Source organism: Cupriavidus necator, assembly GCF_016127575.1.
In the GTDB taxonomy this organism is placed as follows: domain Bacteria; phylum Pseudomonadota; class Gammaproteobacteria; order Burkholderiales; family Burkholderiaceae; genus Cupriavidus; species Cupriavidus necator_D.
The window spans coordinates 792,654-812,264 of sequence record NZ_CP066019.1; the positions used below are offsets into that span (position 1 = coordinate 792,654).

A 19,611-nucleotide genomic window follows, 5' to 3' on the forward strand; every position below is an offset into this window, starting at 1 on the left:
AGCGCTGACCGCAGCGAAAAAAGATGCTGAAACGGTTGACGAAACGAAGAAAGCTCTGCATAATCTCGTTTCTCTGCTGCAGACAACGCAGCGGCGCTGAACGGCAAAGCCGGCGGCGAAGTTCTTTAACAATCAAACAACCGATAAGTGTGGGCGCTGGGTAGCGGACGCCACTGTCTTCGGACAGTGTTGCTTCACAAGTTATACAGTGCTCGCACAGCAAAACGTGACTGGATCTTCGGATCTGGTCAGTCAGTTTTCTGAGAGTGAGCGACCGCTCGAAAGAGCGAGGACCCTCGGGTCCACACAGAGATTGAACTGAAGAGTTTGATCCTGGCTCAGATTGAACGCTGGCGGCATGCCTTACACATGCAAGTCGAACGGCAGCACGGGCTTCGGCCTGGTGGCGAGTGGCGAACGGGTGAGTAATACATCGGAACGTGCCCTGTAGTGGGGGATAACTAGTCGAAAGATTAGCTAATACCGCATACGACCTGAGGGTGAAAGCGGGGGACCGCAAGGCCTCGCGCTACAGGAGCGGCCGATGTCTGATTAGCTAGTTGGTGGGGTAAAGGCCTACCAAGGCGACGATCAGTAGCTGGTCTGAGAGGACGATCAGCCACACTGGGACTGAGACACGGCCCAGACTCCTACGGGAGGCAGCAGTGGGGAATTTTGGACAATGGGGGCAACCCTGATCCAGCAATGCCGCGTGTGTGAAGAAGGCCTTCGGGTTGTAAAGCACTTTTGTCCGGAAAGAAATGGCTCTGGTTAATACCCGGGGTCGATGACGGTACCGGAAGAATAAGCACCGGCTAACTACGTGCCAGCAGCCGCGGTAATACGTAGGGTGCGAGCGTTAATCGGAATTACTGGGCGTAAAGCGTGCGCAGGCGGTTTTGTAAGACAGGCGTGAAATCCCCGAGCTCAACTTGGGAATGGCGCTTGTGACTGCAAGGCTAGAGTATGTCAGAGGGGGGTAGAATTCCACGTGTAGCAGTGAAATGCGTAGAGATGTGGAGGAATACCGATGGCGAAGGCAGCCCCCTGGGACGTCACTGACGCTCATGCACGAAAGCGTGGGGAGCAAACAGGATTAGATACCCTGGTAGTCCACGCCCTAAACGATGTCAACTAGTTGTTGGGGATTCATTTCTTCAGTAACGTAGCTAACGCGTGAAGTTGACCGCCTGGGGAGTACGGTCGCAAGATTAAAACTCAAAGGAATTGACGGGGACCCGCACAAGCGGTGGATGATGTGGATTAATTCGATGCAACGCGAAAAACCTTACCTACCCTTGACATGCCACTAACGAAGCAGAGATGCATTAGGTGCCCGAAAGGGAAAGTGGACACAGGTGCTGCATGGCTGTCGTCAGCTCGTGTCGTGAGATGTTGGGTTAAGTCCCGCAACGAGCGCAACCCTTGTCTCTAGTTGCTACGAAAGGGCACTCTAGAGAGACTGCCGGTGACAAACCGGAGGAAGGTGGGGATGACGTCAAGTCCTCATGGCCCTTATGGGTAGGGCTTCACACGTCATACAATGGTGCGTACAGAGGGTTGCCAACCCGCGAGGGGGAGCTAATCCCAGAAAACGCATCGTAGTCCGGATCGTAGTCTGCAACTCGACTACGTGAAGCTGGAATCGCTAGTAATCGCGGATCAGCATGCCGCGGTGAATACGTTCCCGGGTCTTGTACACACCGCCCGTCACACCATGGGAGTGGGTTTTGCCAGAAGTAGTTAGCCTAACCGCAAGGAGGGCGATTACCACGGCAGGGTTCATGACTGGGGTGAAGTCGTAACAAGGTAGCCGTATCGGAAGGTGCGGCTGGATCACCTCCTTTCTAGAGGCTTGTGTCTCAAGCCTAGCGTTCACACTTATCGGTTTGTTTGCTGTTACAGCCAAGGGTCTGTAGCTCAGGTGGTTAGAGCACCGTCTTGATAAGGCGGGGGTCGTAGGTTCAAGTCCTACCAGACCCACCAAGTTATCCGGAAGGGGGATTAGCTCAGCTGGGAGAGCACCTGCTTTGCAAGCAGGGGGTCGTCGGTTCGATCCCGTCATCCTCCACCACTGCCTGGTACCTTGGATTGGTTGTCAAATGAAAGCGCATCGCGACGATGAGTGGCGAGTGTTTCCATTTGGCATTGCCAAGCGATCGCAAGATCGGCTGTTCTTTAAAAATATGGGATGTAGTAAAGGTGTCGCGCGAGCGTTGATGAGACGCTGCAGTACAAGACGCGATACCGGGTTGTGATTGTATCAACCAAAATGTATTTAAGTGATCGAAAGATGACTTGGAATACGGCACAAATGCGAGAACTCATCCTGTAGCGAGGTTTCGAGCAATCGAGACACACTCGTTATAGGGTCAAGCGAACAAGTGCATGTGGTGGATGCCTTGGCGATCACAGGCGATGAAGGACGCGGTAGCCTGCGAAAAGCTTCGGGGAGCTGGCAAACAAGCTTTGATCCGGAGATGTCCGAATGGGGAAACCCGGCCCGAATGGGTCATCCCACACTGAATCCATAGGTGTGGGAAGCGAACGCGGCGAACTGAAACATCTAAGTAGCTGCAGGAACAGAAATCAACCGAGATTCCCAAAGTAGTGGCGAACGAAATGGGAAGAGCCTTGTACTCTTTAGCAGTGGTGTTAGCAGAACGGGATGGAAAGCCCGGCCCTAGCAGGTGATAGCCCTGTATGCGAAAACACGATTGTGGAACTAGGTGTACGACAAGTAGGGCGGGACACGTGAAATCCTGTCTGAAGATGGGGGGACCATCCTCCAAGGCTAAATACTCGTGATCGACCGATAGTGAACCAGTACCGTGAGGGAAAGGCGAAAAGAACCCCGGGAGGGGAGTGAAATAGATCCTGAAACCGCATGCATACAAACAGTCGGAGCCTCGTAAGGGGTGACGGCGTACCTTTTGTATAATGGGTCAGCGACTTACATTCAGTGGCAAGCTTAACCGATTAGGGAAGGCGTAGCGAAAGCGAGTCCGAACAGGGCGTTGAGTCGCTGGGTGTAGACCCGAAACCAGATGATCTATCCATGGCCAGGTTGAAGGTGCGGTAACACGTACTGGAGGACCGAACCCACTAACGTTGAAAAGTTAGGGGATGAGCTGTGGATAGGGGTGAAAGGCTAAACAAATCTGGAAATAGCTGGTTCTCTCCGAAAACTATTTAGGTAGTGCCTCGTGTCTCACCTTCGGGGGTAGAGCACTGTCATGGTTGGGGGGTCTATTGCTGATTACCCCGCCATAGCAAACTCCGAATACCGAAGAGTGCAATCACGGGAGACAGACATCGGGTGCTAACGTCCGGTGTCAAGAGGGAAACAACCCAGACCGCCAGCTAAGGTCCCCAAATATAGCTAAGTGGGAAACGAAGTGGGAAGGCTAAAACAGTCAGGAGGTTGGCTTAGAAGCAGCCACCCTTTAAAGAAAGCGTAATAGCTCACTGATCGAGTCGTCCTGCGCGGAAGATGTAACGGGGCTAAGCTATATACCGAAGCTGCGGACGCGTGCGCTCCTTTAAGTGCACCAAGCTTGTCGATGCGCAGCATCGACAAAGCACCCAAACAATGATCGTTGGGTGTCAATGCTAGTGGATTTAAAGGAGCGTACGCGTGGTAGGAGAGCGTTCTGTAAGCCTGTGAAGGTGTCTTGTAAAGGATGCTGGAGGTATCAGAAGTGCGAATGCTGACATGAGTAGCGATAAAGGGGGTGAAAGGCCCCCTCGCCGTAAGCCCAAGGTTTCCTACGCAACGTTCATCGGCGTAGGGTGAGTCGGCCCCTAAGGCGAGGCAGAGATGCGTAGCTGATGGGAAGCAGGTTAATATTCCTGCACCGTCGTATGATGCGATGGGGGGACGGATCGCGGAAGGTTGTCCGGGTGTTGGAAGTCCCGGTCCCTGCATTGGAGAAGGCGCTCAGGCAAATCCGGGCGCGGGATTCAAGGATGCGGGGCGAGCGGCCTAGTGCTGCGAAGCAATTGGAAGTGGTTCCAAGAAAAGCCTCTAAGCTTCAGTCATACGAGACCGTACCGCAAACCGACACAGGTGGGCGAGATGAGTATTCTAAGGCGCTTGAGAGAACTCGGGAGAAGGAACTCGGCAAATTGGTACCGTAACTTCGGGATAAGGTACGCCCTGGTAGCTTGACTGGCCTGCGCCAGAAGGGTGAAGGGGTTGCAATAAAATGGTGGCTGCGACTGTTTAATAAAAACACAGCACTCTGCAAACACGAAAGTGGACGTATAGGGTGTGACGCCTGCCCGGTGCCGGAAGATTAAATGATGGGGTGCAAGCTCTTGATTGAAGTCCCGGTAAACGGCGGCCGTAACTATAACGGTCCTAAGGTAGCGAAATTCCTTGTCGGGTAAGTTCCGACCTGCACGAATGGCGTAACGATGGCCACACTGTCTCCTCCCGAGACTCAGCGAAGTTGAAGTGTTTGTGATGATGCAATCTCCCCGCGGCTAGACGGAAAGACCCCATGAACCTTTACTGTAGCTTTGCATTGGACTTTGAACCGATCTGTGTAGGATAGGTGGGAGGCTTTGAAGCGTGGACGCTAGTTCACGTGGAGCCGTCCTTGAAATACCACCCTGGTTTGTTTGAGGTTCTAACCTTGACCCGTGAATCCGGGTCGGGGACAGTGCATGGTAGGCAGTTTGACTGGGGCGGTCTCCTCCCAAAGTGTAACGGAGGAGTTCGAAGGTACGCTTGGTACGGTCGGACATCGTACCTAAAGTGCAATGGCAAAAGCGTGCTTAACTGCGAGACCGACAAGTCGAGCAGGTGCGAAAGCAGGACATAGTGATCCGGTGGTTCTGAATGGAAGGGCCATCGCTCAACGGATAAAAGGTACTCTGGGGATAACAGGCTGATACCGCCCAAGAGTTCATATCGACGGCGGTGTTTGGCACCTCGATGTCGGCTCATCTCATCCTGGGGCTGTAGCCGGTCCCAAGGGTATGGCTGTTCGCCATTTAAAGAGGTACGTGAGCTGGGTTTAAAACGTCGTGAGACAGTTTGGTCCCTATCTGCCGTGGGCGTTGGAATCTTGACGGGGGCTGCTCCTAGTACGAGAGGACCGGAGTGGACGTACCGCTGGTGTACCTGTTGTCTCGCCAGAGGCATCGCAGGGTAGCTATGTACGGAAGAGATAACCGCTGAAAGCATCTAAGCGGGAAACTCGCCTGAAGATGAGGATTCCCTGGCGGCTTGACCGCCTTGAAGGGTCGTTCGAGACCAGGACGTTGATAGGCTGGGTGTGGAAGCGCAGTAATGCGTTAAGCTAACCAGTACTAATTGCCCGTAAGGCTTGATCCTATAACCAGTGTGTTTTGCCTGGTGAGTCGATCGCCTTGTGCCAGATACGCACAACCCCAACTACATCCCTATTCGCAGCGTTGACCTCAACCTCAGCGCTGCAACCCCTCATGCCTGGTGACCATAGCGAGCTGGAACCACCCCTTCCCATCCCGAACAGGTCCGTGAAACAGCTCCGCGCCGATGATAGTGCGGATTCCCGTGTGAAAGTAGGTCATCGCCAGGCTCTTATTCCGCAGAACCCCCAGCCCCAAAAGGCTGGGGGTTTTTGCTTTGGCGCGGCGGAAAATCACGCCCGCGCCCCTCATGCCGTCATCCGCCGGTCCGCGACAGCCAGCGCAACGCCGGCCAGGCAGCAGCCTCCAACCAGCAATGCGGCTGGCACGGTGCCGTGCACTGCCAGTGAGCTGGCCGCAACCGGCATCAGCATCAGCACAGCCAGGTTGTTGATGCTTTCCGAGACGGCCAGAATCTGTCCCTTTGCTGCGCCGGCCCGCCGAGCCAGGATGGCGGTGCTAGATGGCGCCGCGATGCCGAGTGCCGCGCCCCACGCCAGCAGGCAGCCAAGCGACCCGGGCAACCCCAAGACGCCTGTTGTGAACAAGGTCAGGGCCACGGCGACAAGCGCGGTGGCCACTATCAAAACACTTTCCTCGCGCGCGAAGCACTGGCTGGCACGCCCTGCCAGCAGATTGCCAACGGCCAGGCCGAGGCCGAACACCGAAAGTGCCGCGCCGACGCCGGGCACGCCGAGCCCGTAACGCAGCCGCAGCACTTCCCCCGCTAGTACATAGGCCGCTACGGCGCTTCCATTCCAGGCGCCTTTCGCGATCAATGGAAGCAGGATGCCTGAAGATGCTGGGATGTTCCTGGATTTTTCCTGGCAGTCGCCGCTACGCGGCAGATTGCGCGGAAGTACGTGGCAGCCGGCAAGAAGGGCCGCCAGGCAACCACCTGCGGTGACAAGGAAGGGAGCGCGCCAGCCGAATCCATCGGCCAGTACCCCGGCCACTGCCGGGCCTGCGGCAATGCCGGCGGTCATGCCTAGCATGACGCCGCCCATGGCGCCAGCCTGCCGCGCCGGGGGAACCAGATCTGCAATCAATGCGAAGACGGTGGGAATCGTGGCCGCGGCGGCGAGCCCGCCGAGGATACGCAATGCCATGGCGGCATGCAGCGTAGGGACGAGCGTGAGGGCGATGCCATCGAGTGCGAACAACAGCAATGCAGCCAGCAGCACGCGGCGCCGTCCGGCACGATCGGAGAACCAGCCCATCAACGGCGCGGCCAAGGCATAGGAAAGGGCATAGGCAGAAATGAGTCCCGATGCGCGCGCCGGGGTGGTGGCAAAAGCGTCTGCAAGCGGCGCCAGCATCGGTGACAACATGAATTCAGCAGCGCCGACCATGCACACGGCGAGGGCAAGCACGGGCAGCAGGCAAGGAGATGGCATAGGGTAGCCTCCTCGGGCTTCAACATTGATGGGACGTGGCGATACCGGCCAAGACGTGCGAAACGCGACGTAACAAGGGCGCATCGCCGCCTAACAGTGGGTAAATCCGGAAAATGAATGCGCCGCTGAGTCGGGCAAGATGGGGATGGTGCGAGCCGGCACCGGGTACTGCGAGAAGGGGCGATTCAGAAAGATCGCCGGGAAGTCAGGGATGATTCTATCGTATTGCCAGCAATCAGGGGCCACCGGTGCCCAGGCACCGGTGGCATGGCGGAAAGTTAGTCGGCCTCGATCTGCATCGACTTCAGCAGCGGCTGCCACTTGTCGCTCTCAGCCTTGAGCAGTGTGCGCAGGCCTTCCGGCGTCTGCTTGTCGACCGGCACGATTTCCGCACCCAGGCCATCGAGTTTCTTGATCACCACGGGATCTTGCAGCCCCTTCTGCAGCGCCTTGGTCAGCCGCGCCACTGCAGCGGGCGGCGTGCCCTTGGGCGCGTAGATGCCGTGCCAGACCTTGACGTCAAAGCCCTTGAGACCGCCTTCCTGCAGCGTTGGCGCACTGGGCAGCGCCTTGATCCGCGCCGGCGTGGTCACGCCGAACAGGCGCACGCGGTCGGCCTGGATATGGGGCAGCGTGGCCGTGGTCTGGTCGCACAGCAGGTCGACCTGGCCGCCCAGCAGTGCGGTCAGCGCGGGGCCGGCGCCCTGGTAAGGAATTGCATTGAGCTTGACGTGGACCGATTGCTCGAACAGCACGCCGCATAGTTGCGATACGGCGCCCAGCCCGGCATTGGCCAGCGACACCTTGTCCTTGTTCTGCGTCACGTAGCGGATCAGTTCCGGCACGGTCTTGGCCGGCAGGTCCTTGCGGCCCATCAGGGTCATCGGCACGTCCGCGACCTGGCCGACATACTCGAAATCCTTCAGCGGCGCGTACGACAGCTTCTTGTACAGTGCCGGCGCGGTCGCCATGCCATTATGGTGGATCAGCAGCGTATAGCCGTCCGCCTGTGCGCGGGCGACAAAGGCGGCAGCCACGGTGCCGCCGGCGCCGGTGCGGTTTTCCACCACCACGCTCTGACCGAGATCCTGCGACATCGCCTGCGCCAGCGTGCGTGCCACGACGTCGGTCGGGCCGCCGGCGGAGTAGGGGACGACCAGCGTGATCGGCTTGCCGGGGTAGGCGTCAGCCGCTGCCGCGGCGCTTGTGCCAGCCAGCGCCGAGGCCATCACCATCACGCCCGCCAGCCATCGTGGCCCGGCGCGCAAATCCTTCGCATCCTTCATTGCTGTCTCCAGATTGGTGCCGCGCCGTGAGTCCGGGGCGGCTTGTCGGGGTTGCGCGGCTAGCATGGGGGTATGCCGCCGCGACCGCAATCTGGTTCTCGTGAAGGGTGCCTAATCCGTGATGGAAGATCAGGCCGGCTGGCTGGTAGCCCGGTTGCCTCGGCACTGCACTGGTCAGGCGACCTCGGCCACGCGCACTTCCACCAGCAGCTTCTTCAGTTCCGGCACGCACGAGCCGCAGTTGCCGCCGGCCTTGACGCAGGCGGTGATCTCCGCGGGCGTCTTCAGGTCGTGCTTGCGCACGGCGTCGCAGATGGTGTTGCGGCCCACGCCAAAGCACGAGCACACCGTCGGGCCGGTGTCGGCGCCTTTCTCCATCGGCTGGCCGAGCAGCAGGCCGATGCGGTCGGCGTCTTCCAGCCGCTCGCGGCCGAACAGGCCGGCGAGCCACGCGCGTGAGGGCAACTCGGGCCGCGTCGAAACGTAGACGCACGCTTCCAGCCGGTCGTTGACGACATAGCCCGCATGGTAGACGCCGGCGGTGCGGTCCTCGTACTCGAGCCAGTCGGCGTCCGGATCGGTCACGCCGAGCAGCGCGCGGGCCCAGGCGGTGCGGTCGGCCACGGTGTCGCGGCCGGCGAATTCATAGCGCTGGAACTGGCGGCCCTGCACGCGCGTCCAGTAGGTCAGCGCTTCCGCGGGCAGCGCGCTGCGGCTCAGCACGAAACCATGCCAGTTCACGCCGAATGGCTCCACCCGTACTGGCGTGTGCTTGAATTCGGGCTCGCCGGAAACGGGATCGACCACGGGATTGACCAGCGCGCCGACGCGTGCGTCGGAGCTGAACTGGCCGTTCCAGTGGATCGGCACGAACACGCTGCCGCGCGGGATGCCGCCGCCATGGCGCACGCGTGCCACCATCGCGCCCCAGCGCGTGCTGACGCGCGCGAGCTTGCCTTCGCCCACGCCGGACAGCAGCGCGTCCTGCGGGTGCATGTCGACGAAGGGCTCGGGCAGGTGGTCGGCCAGCTTGGCCGACTTGCCGGTGCGCGTCATGGTGTGCCACTGGTCGCGCACGCGGCCGGTGTTGAGGATCAGCGGGAAATCGTCGTCGGGCGCGTGGGCCGGCGCGCGCGGCGGCGTGGCGACAAAGCGGGCCAGGCCGTCGGCATGGGCGTAGCGGCCGTCGGCAAACAGGCGCTGCGTGCCGGCGCCAGCCGGTGCGCCCGCTGGCAGCGGCCATTGCACGGGCTCCAGCGCGTCATAGTGCTCCTGGTCCAGGCCGGCCAGCCCGCCGATGTCGAACACGCGCGGTGCGGCATCGTTGCGCCAGGCGCTCAGGCGTGCGTGCTCGTCGAAAATCTCATGCACGCCCGCATAGTCGAAGCCGTCAAAGCCCATGCGGCGCGCGACGTCGCACAGGATCCGCCAGTCGGCGCGCGCCTCGCCAGGCGCGGGCAGGAAGGCACGCTGGCGGGAAATGCGTCGTTCCGAGTTGGTAACGGTGCCGTCTTTCTCGCCCCAGCCCAGCGCGGGCAGCAGCACGTGCGCGGCAGCATTGGTGTCGGTGCGCTCGATGATGTCGCTGGTGACCACCAGTTCGCACCTGGCCAGCGCGCGGCGCACCTGGTCGGCGTCGGGCAGGCTTACCACCGGGTTGGTGGCGATCACCCAGACCGCCTTGACGCGGCCGGCTTCGATCGCCTCGAACAGTTCCACCGCCTTCAGGCCCGGGCGGTCAGCCACCACCGGCGATTGCCAGAAGCTCTGCACGATGTCGCGATGCAGCGGGTTGGCCAGTTCCATGTGCGCGGCCAGCATGTTGGCCAGGCCGCCGACCTCGCGCCCGCCCATTGCATTGGGCTGGCCGGTAAGAGAGAACGGGCCCATGCCCGGGGCGCCGATGCGGCCGGTCAGCAGGTGGCAGTTGATGATGCTGTTGACCTTGTCGGTGCCGGCCGACGACTGGTTGACGCCTTGCGAGAAGGCGGTCACGGTCTTTTCCGTATCCGCGAACAGCTGGTAGAACGCCAGCACGTCCTGCACGTCCAGCTTGCAGGCGCGGGCCACGGCAGCGGGATCGGCGCAGGCCGCGTCCGCGGCCTGCAGGGCTTCATCCAGCCCCGCGGTGCTGGCGGCGACGAAGGCGGCGTTGGTGCGGCCTTCGCGCGCCAGGTAGCTCAGCAGCCCGTTGAACAGCCACACGTCGGTGCCCGGGCGGATCGCCAGGTGCAGGTCGGCCAGTTCGCAGGTGGCGGTGCGGCGCGGGTCGATCGCCACGATCTTCATCTCGGGGCGCGCTTCCTTGGCCCGGGACAGGCGCTGGAACAGGATCGGATGGCACCACGCGGTGTTGGAGCCCACCAGCACCACCAGGTCGGCCAGTTCCAGGTCTTCGTAGTTGCCCGGCACCAGGTCTTCGCCGAAGGCGCGCTTGTGGCCGGCCACTGCCGACGACATGCACAGGCGCGAGTTGGTGTCGATATTGGCGCTGCCGATGAAGCCCTTCATCAGCTTGTTGGCGATGTAGTAGTCCTCGGTCAGCAGCTGGCCCGAGACATAGAGCGCGACCGAATCCGGGCCGTGGCGGCGGACGATGTCCGAGAAGCCTTGCGCGACGGTGTCCAGCGCATGGTCCCACGAGACTTGCTGCAGGGAGCCATCGGTGCCGCGCACCTTGGGGTGGAGCAGGCGGCCTTCCAGGTCCACGGTTTCACCGAGCGCCGAGCCTTTCACGCACAGCCGGCCGTGATTGGACGGGTGCTGCGCGTCGCCCGCGATCTCGACCTGGCCGTCGGCGCGCACGGTGGCGCGCACGCCGCAGCCGACGCCGCAGTACGGGCAGGTGGTGGCGGTGGTGGTGGTCAGGGTCGCCGAGACGACCGGGATGTCGGACAGGTTCACGCGTTCTCCGTGCGGGGGCGTTATATGGCTTACGGTGATGCTTATGCGGCGAGCGCTTCGCACTGCGCCTGACCGAACAGCAGGCGCTGGCGCAGCGCGCCCACCGGCGTGCGGCGCTGGATCATGTCGAAGTACCAGGGGCCGTCCTGCACGTCGCCGTACAGCACGGCGCCGACCAGATAGCCGTCCTGCAGCACCAGGCGCTTGTAGACGCCGCGGCGCGGGTCGCGCAGCACCAGGTCTTCACTGCCTTCGGCGCCGATGAAGTCGCCGGCGGAATACAGGTCGACGCCGGTCACTTTCAGTTTAGTCGCGGTGGCCTGCTGCACGTAGTGGCGATGGCCGGCGCCGGCGAGGTGCGCGGCGCACACGCGCGCCTGATCCCAGATCGGCGCCACCAGGCCGAAGGTGGCCTGGCGATGCTGCACGCACTCGCCCACGGCGTAGATGCGCGGATCATAGGTCTGCAGCGTGTCGTCGACGACGATGGCGCGCTCGCAGTGCAGGCCGGCGCCGGCGGCCAGCTCGATATTGGGGCGCACGCCGGCGGTCATCACCACCAGGTCGGCGGGGATCTCGCTGCCGTCCTTGAAGCGCACGCCGGTGACGCGGTCGATGCCGAGAATCTCCGCGGTCTGAGCGCCCAGCAGGAAGCGCAGGCCCTTGCGTTCGAGCGCGCCCTGGAGCAGCGTGGCAGCGGGCTTGTCGAGCTGGCGCTCCATCAGGCTGTCGGGCAGGTGCACCACGGTCACGTCCATGCCCTGGCGCAGCAGCCCGTTGGCGGCCTCCAGGCCGAGCAGGCCGCCGCCGATCACCACCGCATGGCGGTGGTCGCGCGCGGCTTGCTGCATGGTCTCCACGTCCTGGATATCGCGGAAGGCGATCACGCCGTCGAGCTGGTGCCCCGGCACCGGCAGGATGAAGGGCTTGGAGCCGGTGGCCAGCAGCAGGCGGTCGTAGCGCACTTCGCGGCCGGAGGCCGAGCGCACGATGCGGCGCGGGCGGTCGATGGCCACCACCGGATCGCCGGCAAGCAGTTCGATGCCATGCTCGGCGTACCACTCGCGCGTGTTCAGCATGATGTCCGCTACCGTCTTCTCGCCGGCCAGCACCGGGGATAGCAGGATGCGGTTGTAGTTGCCGTGCGGCTCGGCCCCGAACACCGTGATGTCGTACAGGTCCGGGGCGAGCCTGAGCAGCTCTTCCACAGTGCGCATGCCGGCCATGCCGTTGCCGACGACGACCAGGCGCGGGCGGGCTTGGGGGGTGGCGGAAGGCGTCATGCCGGCATCTCCGTTGGCGTGGCTTGAGGACAGGGGGAACATCAAATGGGCGCCGGTGTCAGGCTGCGAGTTCTTCCTCGGCCTCGCTCACGGCCACGCCGGCGGCAATCCAGACCTTGCCGTCATAGACGCGTGCGGCGTAGGCACTGACGGACTGCTCGGGCGCTTCCAGGCATTCGCCGGTGCGCAGGTCGAAGTGATGCTTGTAGATCGGCGAAGCCACCACCAGGCGCTCGCCGAGGTTGCCGACCAGCCCGCGCGACAGCACCGCGGCCTGCGAGTTGGGATCGAAGTTGTCGATGGCGTAGACTTCGTCGCCACGGCCGATGCGGAACACGGCGACCTGCTTGTCGTCGACCAGCGCGCACACACCAGTATTGGGCACGATATCGCGTACGGTGCAGACGGCGGTCCAGGTCTCAGGATGGTGGGGATGGCTCATCACGTTCTCCTTGTTTGCGGCACGGTCAGGCTGCTTTTGCGGGCATGGCAACCACGGGAATCTGGCTCAGGCGAGAACGACGCAATTTCCGTTCCTCCGGCGTGGCCGGGCGGATCTGCCCGCGCTCTTCGACAAAGGCGACGTTGTCGTCGCGGCGGTCGCTGTTGACGAAATGGCGGAAGCGCTTGCGCGTCTCGGGATCGGTCACGGCCTTCTTCCACTCGTCTTCGTAGGTGTCGACCACATGCTGCATCTCGGCTTCCAGTTCGGCGGCGAGGCCCAGCTTGTCGTCCAGCACCACGGCCTTGAGGTAGTCCAGGCCGCCTTCGAGGTTGTCGCGCCAGACGCTGGTGCGCTGCAGGCGGTCGGCGGTGCGCACGTAGAACATCAGGAAGCGGTCGATGTAGCGCACCAGGGTGTCGTGGTCCAGGTCGCTGGCCAGCAGCTCGGCGTGGCGCGGCTTCATGCCGCCGTTGCCGCACACGTACAGGTTCCAGCCCTTGTCGGTGGCGATCACGCCAACGTCCTTGCCCTGCGCCTCGGCGCATTCGCGGGTGCAGCCGGACACGCCGAACTTGATCTTGTGCGGCGCGCGCAGGCCCTTGTAGCGGTTCTCCAGCTCGATCGCCAGGCCCACCGAATCGCCCACGCCATAGCGGCACCAGGTGGAGCCCACGCACGACTTCACCGTGCGCAGCGCCTTGCCGTAGGCATGGCCGGACTCAAAGCCGGCGGCGATCAGTTCTTCCCAGATGAAGGGCAGTTCCTCGGCGCGCGCACCAAACAGGTCCACGCGCTGGCCGCCGGTGATCTTGGTGTAGAGACCATACTTCTTGGCCACCTGGCCGACCGCGATCAGGCCCTCGGGCGTGACTTCGCCGCCCGGCATGCGCGGCACCACCGAATAGGTGCCGTCCTTCTGGATGTTGGCCAGGTAGTAGTCGTTGGAATCCTGCAGGCTGGCGTGCTCTTCCTTGAGCACGAACTCGTTCCAGCACGAGGCCAGGATGCTGCCCACCGCGGGCTTGCAGATGTCGCAGCCCATGCCCTTGCCATGCGCTTCCAGCAGCGCATCGAAGGTCTTGAACTTGCCCACGCGAACCAGGTGATACAGCTCCTGGCGCGAGTACGGGAAGTGCTCGCAGAGGTGGTTGTTGACGGCCATGCCCTGCTTCTTCATCTCGGCCTTCATGATCTGCGTGACCAGCGGCACGCAGCCGCCGCAGGCGGTGCCGGCCTTGGTGCAGGTCTTGAGCGCGCCGATGCTGGTGGCGCCGTCGCACACGGCCGCGCAGATCTCGCTCTTGGAGACGTTGTTGCACGAGCAGATCTGGGCGGTGTCGGGCAGGGCATCGGCGCCCAGCGCGGGCTTGGCCTTGCCGCTGCTGTCGGGCAGTATCAGGAACTCGGGCGACTCGGGCAGCTCGATCTTGTTCAGCATCATCTGCAGCAGCGTGCCGTACTCGCTGGCGTCGCCGATCAGCACGCCGCCCAGCAGGTACTTGCCGCAGTCGGACACCACCAGCTTCTTGTAGACCTCCTTGCGGTCGTCGCAGAACTGGTAGAAGCGCGCGCCCGGCACGGTGCCGTGCGGGTCGCCGATGCTGGCCACGTCCACGCCCATCAGCTTGAGCTTGGTGCTCATGTCGGCGCCGGCAAACTCGGCGGCTTCGCCCTGCAGGTGGCGCGCGGCGACGCGGGCCATGTCATAGCCCGGCGCCACCAGGCCGTAGATCTTGCCTTGCCACAGCGCGCATTCGCCGATGGCGTAGATGTCGGGATCCGAGGTGAGGCACTGGTTGTCCACCACGATGCCGCCGCGCTCGCCCACCGCCAGGCCGCTGGTGCGCGCCAGTTCGTCGCGCGGGCGGATACCGGCCGAGAACACGATCATGTCGGTGTCGAGGTGGGTGCCGTCGGCAAACACCATGCGGTGGGTGCCGTCTTCGCCGTCGATGATCTCCACCGTGTTCTTGCCGGTGTGCGCGGTCACGCCCAGGCCATGGATCTTCTGGCGCAGCATGCGGCCGCCGCCTTCGTCGACCTGCACCGCCATCAGGCGCGGCGCAAACTCGACCACGTGCGTTTGCAGGTCCATGTCGCGCAGCGCCTTGGCGCACTCCAGGCCAAGCAGGCCACCGCCGACCACTACGCCGGTCTTCGAGCGCGCACCGCATTCGCGCATCGCTTCCAGGTCTTCGATGGTGCGATAGACAAAGCAGTCCTTGCGGTCCTTGCCCGGCACCGGCGGCACGAAGGGGTAGGAACCGGTGGCGAGGATCAGCTTGTCATAGGACAGGGTCTCGCCGGTCGACACCTTCACCGTGCGCGCGGCGCGGTCGATCTCCACCGCACGCGCATTCAGGCGCAGCAGCATGTTGTTGTGCTGCTCGAAGAAGCCGGCGGGCACCAGCGACAGGTCCTCGGCTGACTTGCCGGCGAAGAATTCGGACAGGTGCACGCGATCGTAGGCGGGACGTGGTTCTTCGCACAGCACGGTCACTTCCACGTTCTGCGCGCCGGCTTCCGCCAGGCACTCCAGGAACTTGTGACCCACCATGCCGTGGCCGACGATGATCAGTTTCATGATGCTTTCCTTGTCCGGTAGTCAGTCTTTGCTGCTTGTTGTGCTGTGGGGGCGATGCTTCAAAATCAGCTGGCCATTGCGCTGTCGTACAGCGCCTGCTCCTGGGCCTTGTGCTCGGCGGTGAAGCGGATGGCGATGGCGCAAAGTGCGGAGATGGTGGCGAGCACGCCCAGCACTGTCAGCGTGTGCTGCAGGTCGCCCAGGCCCTTGAGCAGGAAGCCCGCGGCGACGGCGCCAACGTTGCCGCCCGCGCCGATGATGCCGGCCACGCCGCCCAGCGCCTTGCGGTCGATAAAGGGCACCAGCGCGTAGGTCGCGCCGCAGGCCATGTGGGTGAACAGGCCGAACAGCAGCATCGCGACCACGGCCAGCGTCACACTGCCGGCCTGCGCGAACCACAGCAGGCCCAGGCCTTCGCCCAGGATCAGCACGAACAGCAGCGTGGCGCGTGCGTCCAGGCCGCGGCGGCGCGCCGCCTTGTCCGACAGCCAGCCACCCAGGGCGCGGGCAAACAGCGCCAGCAGGCCGAAGCTCGCGGCGGCCATGCCGGCAGCCTTCAGGCTCAGGCCGAAGCGGTCCACGTAATACGAGGCGGCGATGTTGTGGATGAAGATCTCAACGCCGAAGCAGGCGCCGTAGGTGATGAACAGCAGCCACACGCGGTAGTTGGCGCTGGCGGCGCGGAAGCTGGCCCAGCCGCCGCCCTTGCCACCGTCCTTGCCGGTGATGGCGATGCCGCGGGCGCGCAGGTCCGAGTAGTTGCCTTCCGGGCAGTCCTGGGTGAAGCGCCAGTAAATGACGGCCATGATCAGCATCAGCACGCCCGGCACCAGCAGGGCGAAGCGCCAGCCGAACGCGTGGTCGGCGCCGAGCATCAGCACGGCAGCCAGCAGCAGCGGCATGATGGCCTGTGCGGCGCCGCCGCCGGCATTGCCCCAGCCGGCCGCGGCCGCGTTGGCGGTGCCGACCACGTTGGGCGCGAACATCACCGAGGTGTGGTACTGCGTGATCACAAAGCTGGCGCCGACTGCGCCGATCAGCAGGCGGAAGGTCAGGAAGGTCTCGTAGTTCTGTGCCAGCGCCACGCCCAGCACCGGCAGCGCGCCCAGCGCCAGCAGGCCGGTGTAGGTCTTGCGCGGGCCGAAGCGGTCGCACATCGGGCCAATCACCAGGCGCACCAGGATGGTCACCGCCACCGCCGCGATATTGATGTTGGCGATCTGGCCCGGGGTCAGGCCGAACTCGCCCTTGAGCACAGGCATCAGCGGAGCGCAGGCAAACCACGCAAAGAAGCAGACGAAGAACGCCATCCAGGTCAGGTGGAAGGCGCGCATCTGCGGGGTCCTAAAGCTCAGCAGCTCGATGCGGGTGGCTTTGGCGGTCATCGTCCTTGGCTCCAAAAAACAAATGGCGTCCCGCAGACCAGGCCGCTCAGGCCAGTTCAGGGGACGCCGTTGTCCTGACAGCCACTACATGGGATAGGGGCTGCGTATGTGGGGTGGGCCGGTCGCCGTTGACGGGCCCGTACCATGTTACGCAAGGGGTGTGCCAGGCCGGCATGTGACGGTGAGTGGGGGTTTGTTGCGCTGGGTGCGGCGGAGTGATGCCGGGATGCGCTGTGGTGGGGCGGCCGCCGGGCTGGCGGCACACTCATGGTGCAGTGCGGTGGGCTGCGCTGGTGCGATGCAATACCGCGGTCGGCGCTACTGGTCCGAAGCCGGGGACTGGGCGTTGACGGGAATGATCCGCATATCGCGCGGCGACACTTCCACGCCGTCCTCGTCGACCAATGCCGCGCGCACCAGCTTGCCGCTGGCGCGCGAGCGGATCTGCACCGGGCCTTCGCCGGACGGGGCCATGTGGCTGTCGCCCCACTGCATCAGGCCGACCAGCACCGGCAGCAACTCGACGGCGGCGCGGGTGGGGCGGTATTCGAAGCGTTCGCGCTCGCCGGGCTCGCGGTAGCCGACCTTGCGCAGCAGGCCGGCGTCGGTCAGCGTCTTGAGGCGCGCGGACAGCACCGCGGGCGAGCATTCCAGCCGGCGCAGGAAGTCGTCGAAGCGCGTCACGCCATGGAAGACATCGCGCAGGATCAGGATCGTCCACTTTTCGCCGATCAGCGACAGCGTCGCGGCAATCGAGCAGTGGCGGAGGTCGGACGCATTGAGGGTCATGATGCCGGCAAGCATAGCATGCTGACTTCATTTGCAAAAGTCAGGTTATCTCCTATACTCTGACTACGAATTTTGAATCCAGAGGGTGCCGGGATGGATGATCAGAGCGAGGCCCGCACGGGCAAGGCGGAAAGCTGGACGGTGGGACGGGGCGTGCAGGTCACGCTGCGCCATACGCGGCCTCAGGATGGCGGGGCGCTGCGCGCGCTGGTGGATGGGCTCTCGCGTGAGAGCCGCTACTTCCGCTTCCTGAGCGGCGGGCGCGTGGTGGACGCGATTGTCGACGGCCTGGCCGCGCCCGGACCTGGCGGGGTGGCGCTGGTGGTGGAGGCGCCCGACGAAGTTGGTGTCTCAGCCATTGTCGCCAGCGCGGAATACGTGGTGTCCGGGCAGGTCGGGGAATTTGCCGTGGTGGTTGCCGACGGCTGGCAAGGGCAGGGACTGGGGCGGCGCCTGATCGCCAGGCTGTGCGAACTGGCGCGCGCGGCCGGCCTGCGCACCCTGCGCGGCGACGTGCTCAGCGAGAACCGCCGCATGCTGGCCATCCTGCGCGGCCTCGGCTTTGCCAGCCGCCGCAATCCGCAGGACAGCCACCTGCATGAAGTCACGCTGGCGCTTGGCCAGCCGGCGCGCAGCCCGCAGCGGCTGCCGGCGGACTGGTTCGGCGCGCGCTGATTAACTGGCGTCGCGCTTGCCGCGCGAGGTCATGGTGCAACCTGCCGAGGCCGTGATGATGCTGGCGATCGCCAGCCATTGCAGCGCGCTCAGCTGTTCATGCAGGAACGCCAGCCCGGCCAGCGCGCCCATCGCCGGCTCCATGCTCAGCAGGATGCCGAAGGTGCGCCGGTGCAGGCGCTTGAGCGCCACCATTTCCAGCGAATAGGGGATCGCGCTCGACAGGATGCCCACCGCCAGCCCGAACAGCAGCAGCGTCGGGCTGAACATCGCGGTGCCCGCATGCGCGAGTCCGAACGGCAGCACCACCAGCGCCGCCATGGTCAGCCCTAGCGCGGTGGCCTGCCCGCCGTGGGCGTTGCCCGCCATCTGCCCGAACACGATATACAGCGCCCAGCCCACGCCCGCGGCCAGCGCATAGCCGATGCCCACCGGATCGAGCGTGCCGGCGGCATCGCCGACCGGCAGCAACAGCAGCAGCCCGGCCACGGCAAAGGCGATCCACAGGAAATCAATTGCGCGCCGCGACGACAGCACCGCGACCGCCAGCGGCCCGGTGAACTCGATCGCGATCGCCAGCCCCAGCGGGATGGTGCGCAGCGACATGTAGAACAGCAGGTTGGTCGCGCCCAGCGCCGCGCCGTACAGCGCGATCGCGCGCGCGTTGGTTCGCGTCAGCGGGATGCGCCACGGGCGCCAGACGCACAGCAGGATCAGCGCGGAGAAGCTCACCCGCAGCGCCGTGGTGCCCTGTGCCCCGAGCGCCGAGAACAGGCTCTTGGCAAAAGAGGTGCCGATGCACAGCGAGGCCATCGAGCCGGTCAGGGCCAGCACGGCGAGCAGGGTCGAGCGACGGTGGGCGGCGGTTTGCGGCAATTTGGGGATCCTGTTTTATGGCGTGGCCTGTGCAATGCTGCCGCATCATGCGGCAAGCCCGGCGCGGGCGCCATATACAGGTGCGGGCCAGTGGCTCAGTACAGTTGGCCGTGCCCCGGGCACGCCGCTGCTCAGTGATCCCGAGCTGCCGCCTTGCGCCGCTTGCCGGGTTTGCTGGCGCAGTCCGGGCAACGCCCCAGTAGCGTCAGCTCGTGGTGCTCCACTTCGAAACCCGGTGGCGTGATCTCTTCCAGATGCCCGGGGCACCCTTCCAGCGGGAAGACGCGGTCGCACGACAGGCACTGGAAATAGTGCCGGTGGGTCGCGGCACCCGGCACTTCCGACAATTCATAGCGGTCCGGCTGGCCCGGCAGTTCGACGGCATGCACCTGCTCGCCTTCCACCAGGGCACGGATGTTGCGGTAGACCGTAGCCAGTCCCAGTGAGGGCACCTGGTGCTGGGCCGCGGCCAGGATCTCGGCCGGGCTCAGGGGCCGGCCGGCTTCGCGCAGCGCGTCGATGACGGCGCCGCGTTGACGGGTCATGCGTTCCATGACTAGAATCTTAATGAGAAATTATTATCATTA

General features: G+C 63.8%; 11 protein-coding genes, 2 tRNA genes and 3 rRNA genes. 6 read left to right on the plus strand and 10 right to left on the minus strand.

What is annotated here, in order from left to right; genetic code table 11:
• Positions 1 to 315 precede the first annotated feature (315 nt).
• The 5 genes from I6H87_RS22615 (at position 316) to rrf (ending at position 5,570) form a co-directional block, all read left to right on the plus strand.
• Positions 316 to 1,847: ribosomal RNA gene (locus tag I6H87_RS22615) — 16S ribosomal RNA — on the plus strand.
• Positions 1,848 to 1,909: 62 nt separating this feature from the next.
• Positions 1,910 to 1,986, plus strand: a tRNA-Ile gene (locus I6H87_RS22620).
• A gap of 12 nt (positions 1,987 to 1,998) precedes the next feature.
• Positions 1,999 to 2,074, plus strand: a tRNA-Ala gene (locus tag I6H87_RS22625).
• A gap of 296 nt (positions 2,075 to 2,370) precedes the next feature.
• Positions 2,371 to 5,344 (plus strand): 23S ribosomal RNA (locus I6H87_RS22630).
• 113 nt (positions 5,345 to 5,457) lie between these two features.
• Positions 5,458 to 5,570 (plus strand): 5S ribosomal RNA (gene rrf / locus I6H87_RS22635).
• Together the 16S, 23S and 5S rRNA genes with 2 tRNA genes alongside form the textbook arrangement of a ribosomal RNA operon.
• A 78-nt stretch (positions 5,571 to 5,648) precedes the next feature.
• Here rrf and I6H87_RS22640 read toward each other — a convergent pair.
• The 8 genes from I6H87_RS22640 to I6H87_RS22675 all read right to left on the minus strand — a co-directional run bounded on the left by I6H87_RS22640 (position 5,649) and on the right by I6H87_RS22675 (position 17,488).
• Positions 5,649 to 6,797, minus strand: coding sequence for an MFS transporter (locus I6H87_RS22640; protein ID WP_011616794.1), 1,149 nt, complete (start codon positions 6,795 to 6,797; stop codon positions 5,649 to 5,651).
• Positions 6,798 to 7,075: 278 nt separating this feature from the next.
• Positions 7,076 to 8,083, minus strand: coding sequence for a tripartite tricarboxylate transporter substrate-binding protein (locus I6H87_RS22645; RefSeq protein ID WP_010814242.1), 1,008 nt, complete (start codon positions 8,081 to 8,083; stop codon positions 7,076 to 7,078).
• A gap of 174 nt (positions 8,084 to 8,257) precedes the next feature.
• Positions 8,258 to 10,987 carry a nitrate reductase gene (locus I6H87_RS22650; RefSeq protein WP_011616795.1) on the minus strand — a complete coding sequence of 910 codons (2,730 nt, stop codon included), beginning with the start codon at positions 10,985 to 10,987 and terminating at the stop codon, positions 8,258 to 8,260.
• 41 nt (positions 10,988 to 11,028) lie between these two features.
• Positions 11,029 to 12,270: an NAD(P)/FAD-dependent oxidoreductase gene (locus I6H87_RS22655; RefSeq protein ID WP_010814240.1), complete on the minus strand. Its 1,242-nt coding sequence runs from the start codon at positions 12,268 to 12,270 to the stop codon at positions 11,029 to 11,031.
• Between the two features lie 58 nt (positions 12,271 to 12,328).
• Positions 12,329 to 12,712: a nitrite reductase small subunit NirD gene (gene nirD / locus I6H87_RS22660; RefSeq protein WP_010814239.1), complete on the minus strand. Its 384-nt coding sequence runs from the start codon at positions 12,710 to 12,712 to the stop codon at positions 12,329 to 12,331.
• 25 nt (positions 12,713 to 12,737) lie between these two features.
• Positions 12,738 to 15,299 carry a nitrite reductase large subunit NirB gene (gene nirB, locus I6H87_RS22665; RefSeq protein ID WP_011616796.1) on the minus strand — a complete coding sequence of 854 codons (2,562 nt, stop codon included), beginning with the start codon at positions 15,297 to 15,299 and terminating at the stop codon, positions 12,738 to 12,740.
• A gap of 65 nt (positions 15,300 to 15,364) precedes the next feature.
• Positions 15,365 to 16,684 carry an MFS transporter gene (locus tag I6H87_RS22670; protein WP_010814237.1) on the minus strand — a complete coding sequence of 440 codons (1,320 nt, stop codon included), beginning with the start codon at positions 16,682 to 16,684 and terminating at the stop codon, positions 15,365 to 15,367.
• Positions 16,685 to 17,002: 318 nt separating this feature from the next.
• Positions 17,003 to 17,488 (minus strand): winged helix-turn-helix transcriptional regulator, encoded by a 486-nt coding sequence (locus tag I6H87_RS22675; protein WP_010814236.1) that lies wholly within the window; start codon positions 17,486 to 17,488, stop codon positions 17,003 to 17,005.
• A gap of 78 nt (positions 17,489 to 17,566) precedes the next feature.
• Between I6H87_RS22675 and I6H87_RS22680 the strand changes: the two genes are divergently transcribed.
• Positions 17,567 to 18,148 (plus strand): GNAT family N-acetyltransferase, encoded by a 582-nt coding sequence (locus tag I6H87_RS22680; protein WP_011616797.1) that lies wholly within the window; start codon positions 17,567 to 17,569, stop codon positions 18,146 to 18,148.
• On the opposite strand, the gene I6H87_RS22685 is transcribed toward I6H87_RS22680, so the two are convergent.
• Both I6H87_RS22685 and I6H87_RS22690 read right to left on the minus strand, forming a co-directional pair.
• The gene (locus tag I6H87_RS22685; RefSeq protein WP_010814234.1) at positions 18,149 to 19,024 is read right to left on the minus strand and encodes an EamA family transporter; all 876 of its coding nucleotides are present in this window, start codon (positions 19,022 to 19,024) and stop codon (positions 18,149 to 18,151) included.
• 131 nt (positions 19,025 to 19,155) lie between these two features.
• Positions 19,156 to 19,578, minus strand: a complete 423-nt coding sequence (locus I6H87_RS22690; RefSeq protein WP_010814233.1) for a Fur family transcriptional regulator — start codon at positions 19,576 to 19,578, stop codon at positions 19,156 to 19,158.
• Between the last annotated feature and the right edge of the window lie 33 nt (positions 19,579 to 19,611).

Coding starts and splice junctions, on each gene's coding strand:
- I6H87_RS22640 (WP_011616794.1), bottom strand. CDS start 6,797: ATGCCATCTCCTTGCCTGCTGCCCGTGCTTGCCCTCGCCGTGTGCATG.
- I6H87_RS22645 (WP_010814242.1), bottom strand. CDS start 8,083: ATGAAGGATGCGAAGGATTTGCGCGCCGGGCCACGATGGCTGGCGGGC.
- I6H87_RS22655 (WP_010814240.1), bottom strand. CDS start 12,270: ATGACGCCTTCCGCCACCCCCCAAGCCCGCCCGCGCCTGGTCGTCGTC.
- nirD (WP_010814239.1), bottom strand. CDS start 12,712: ATGAGCCATCCCCACCATCCTGAGACCTGGACCGCCGTCTGCACCGTA.
- nirB (WP_011616796.1), bottom strand. CDS start 15,299: ATGAAACTGATCATCGTCGGCCACGGCATGGTGGGTCACAAGTTCCTG.
- I6H87_RS22670 (WP_010814237.1), bottom strand. CDS start 16,684: ATGACCGCCAAAGCCACCCGCATCGAGCTGCTGAGCTTTAGGACCCCG.
- I6H87_RS22675 (WP_010814236.1), bottom strand. CDS start 17,488: ATGCTTGCCGGCATCATGACCCTCAATGCGTCCGACCTCCGCCACTGC.
- I6H87_RS22680 (WP_011616797.1), top strand. CDS start 17,567: ATGGATGATCAGAGCGAGGCCCGCACGGGCAAGGCGGAAAGCTGGACG.
- I6H87_RS22690 (WP_010814233.1), bottom strand. CDS start 19,578: ATGGAACGCATGACCCGTCAACGCGGCGCCGTCATCGACGCGCTGCGC.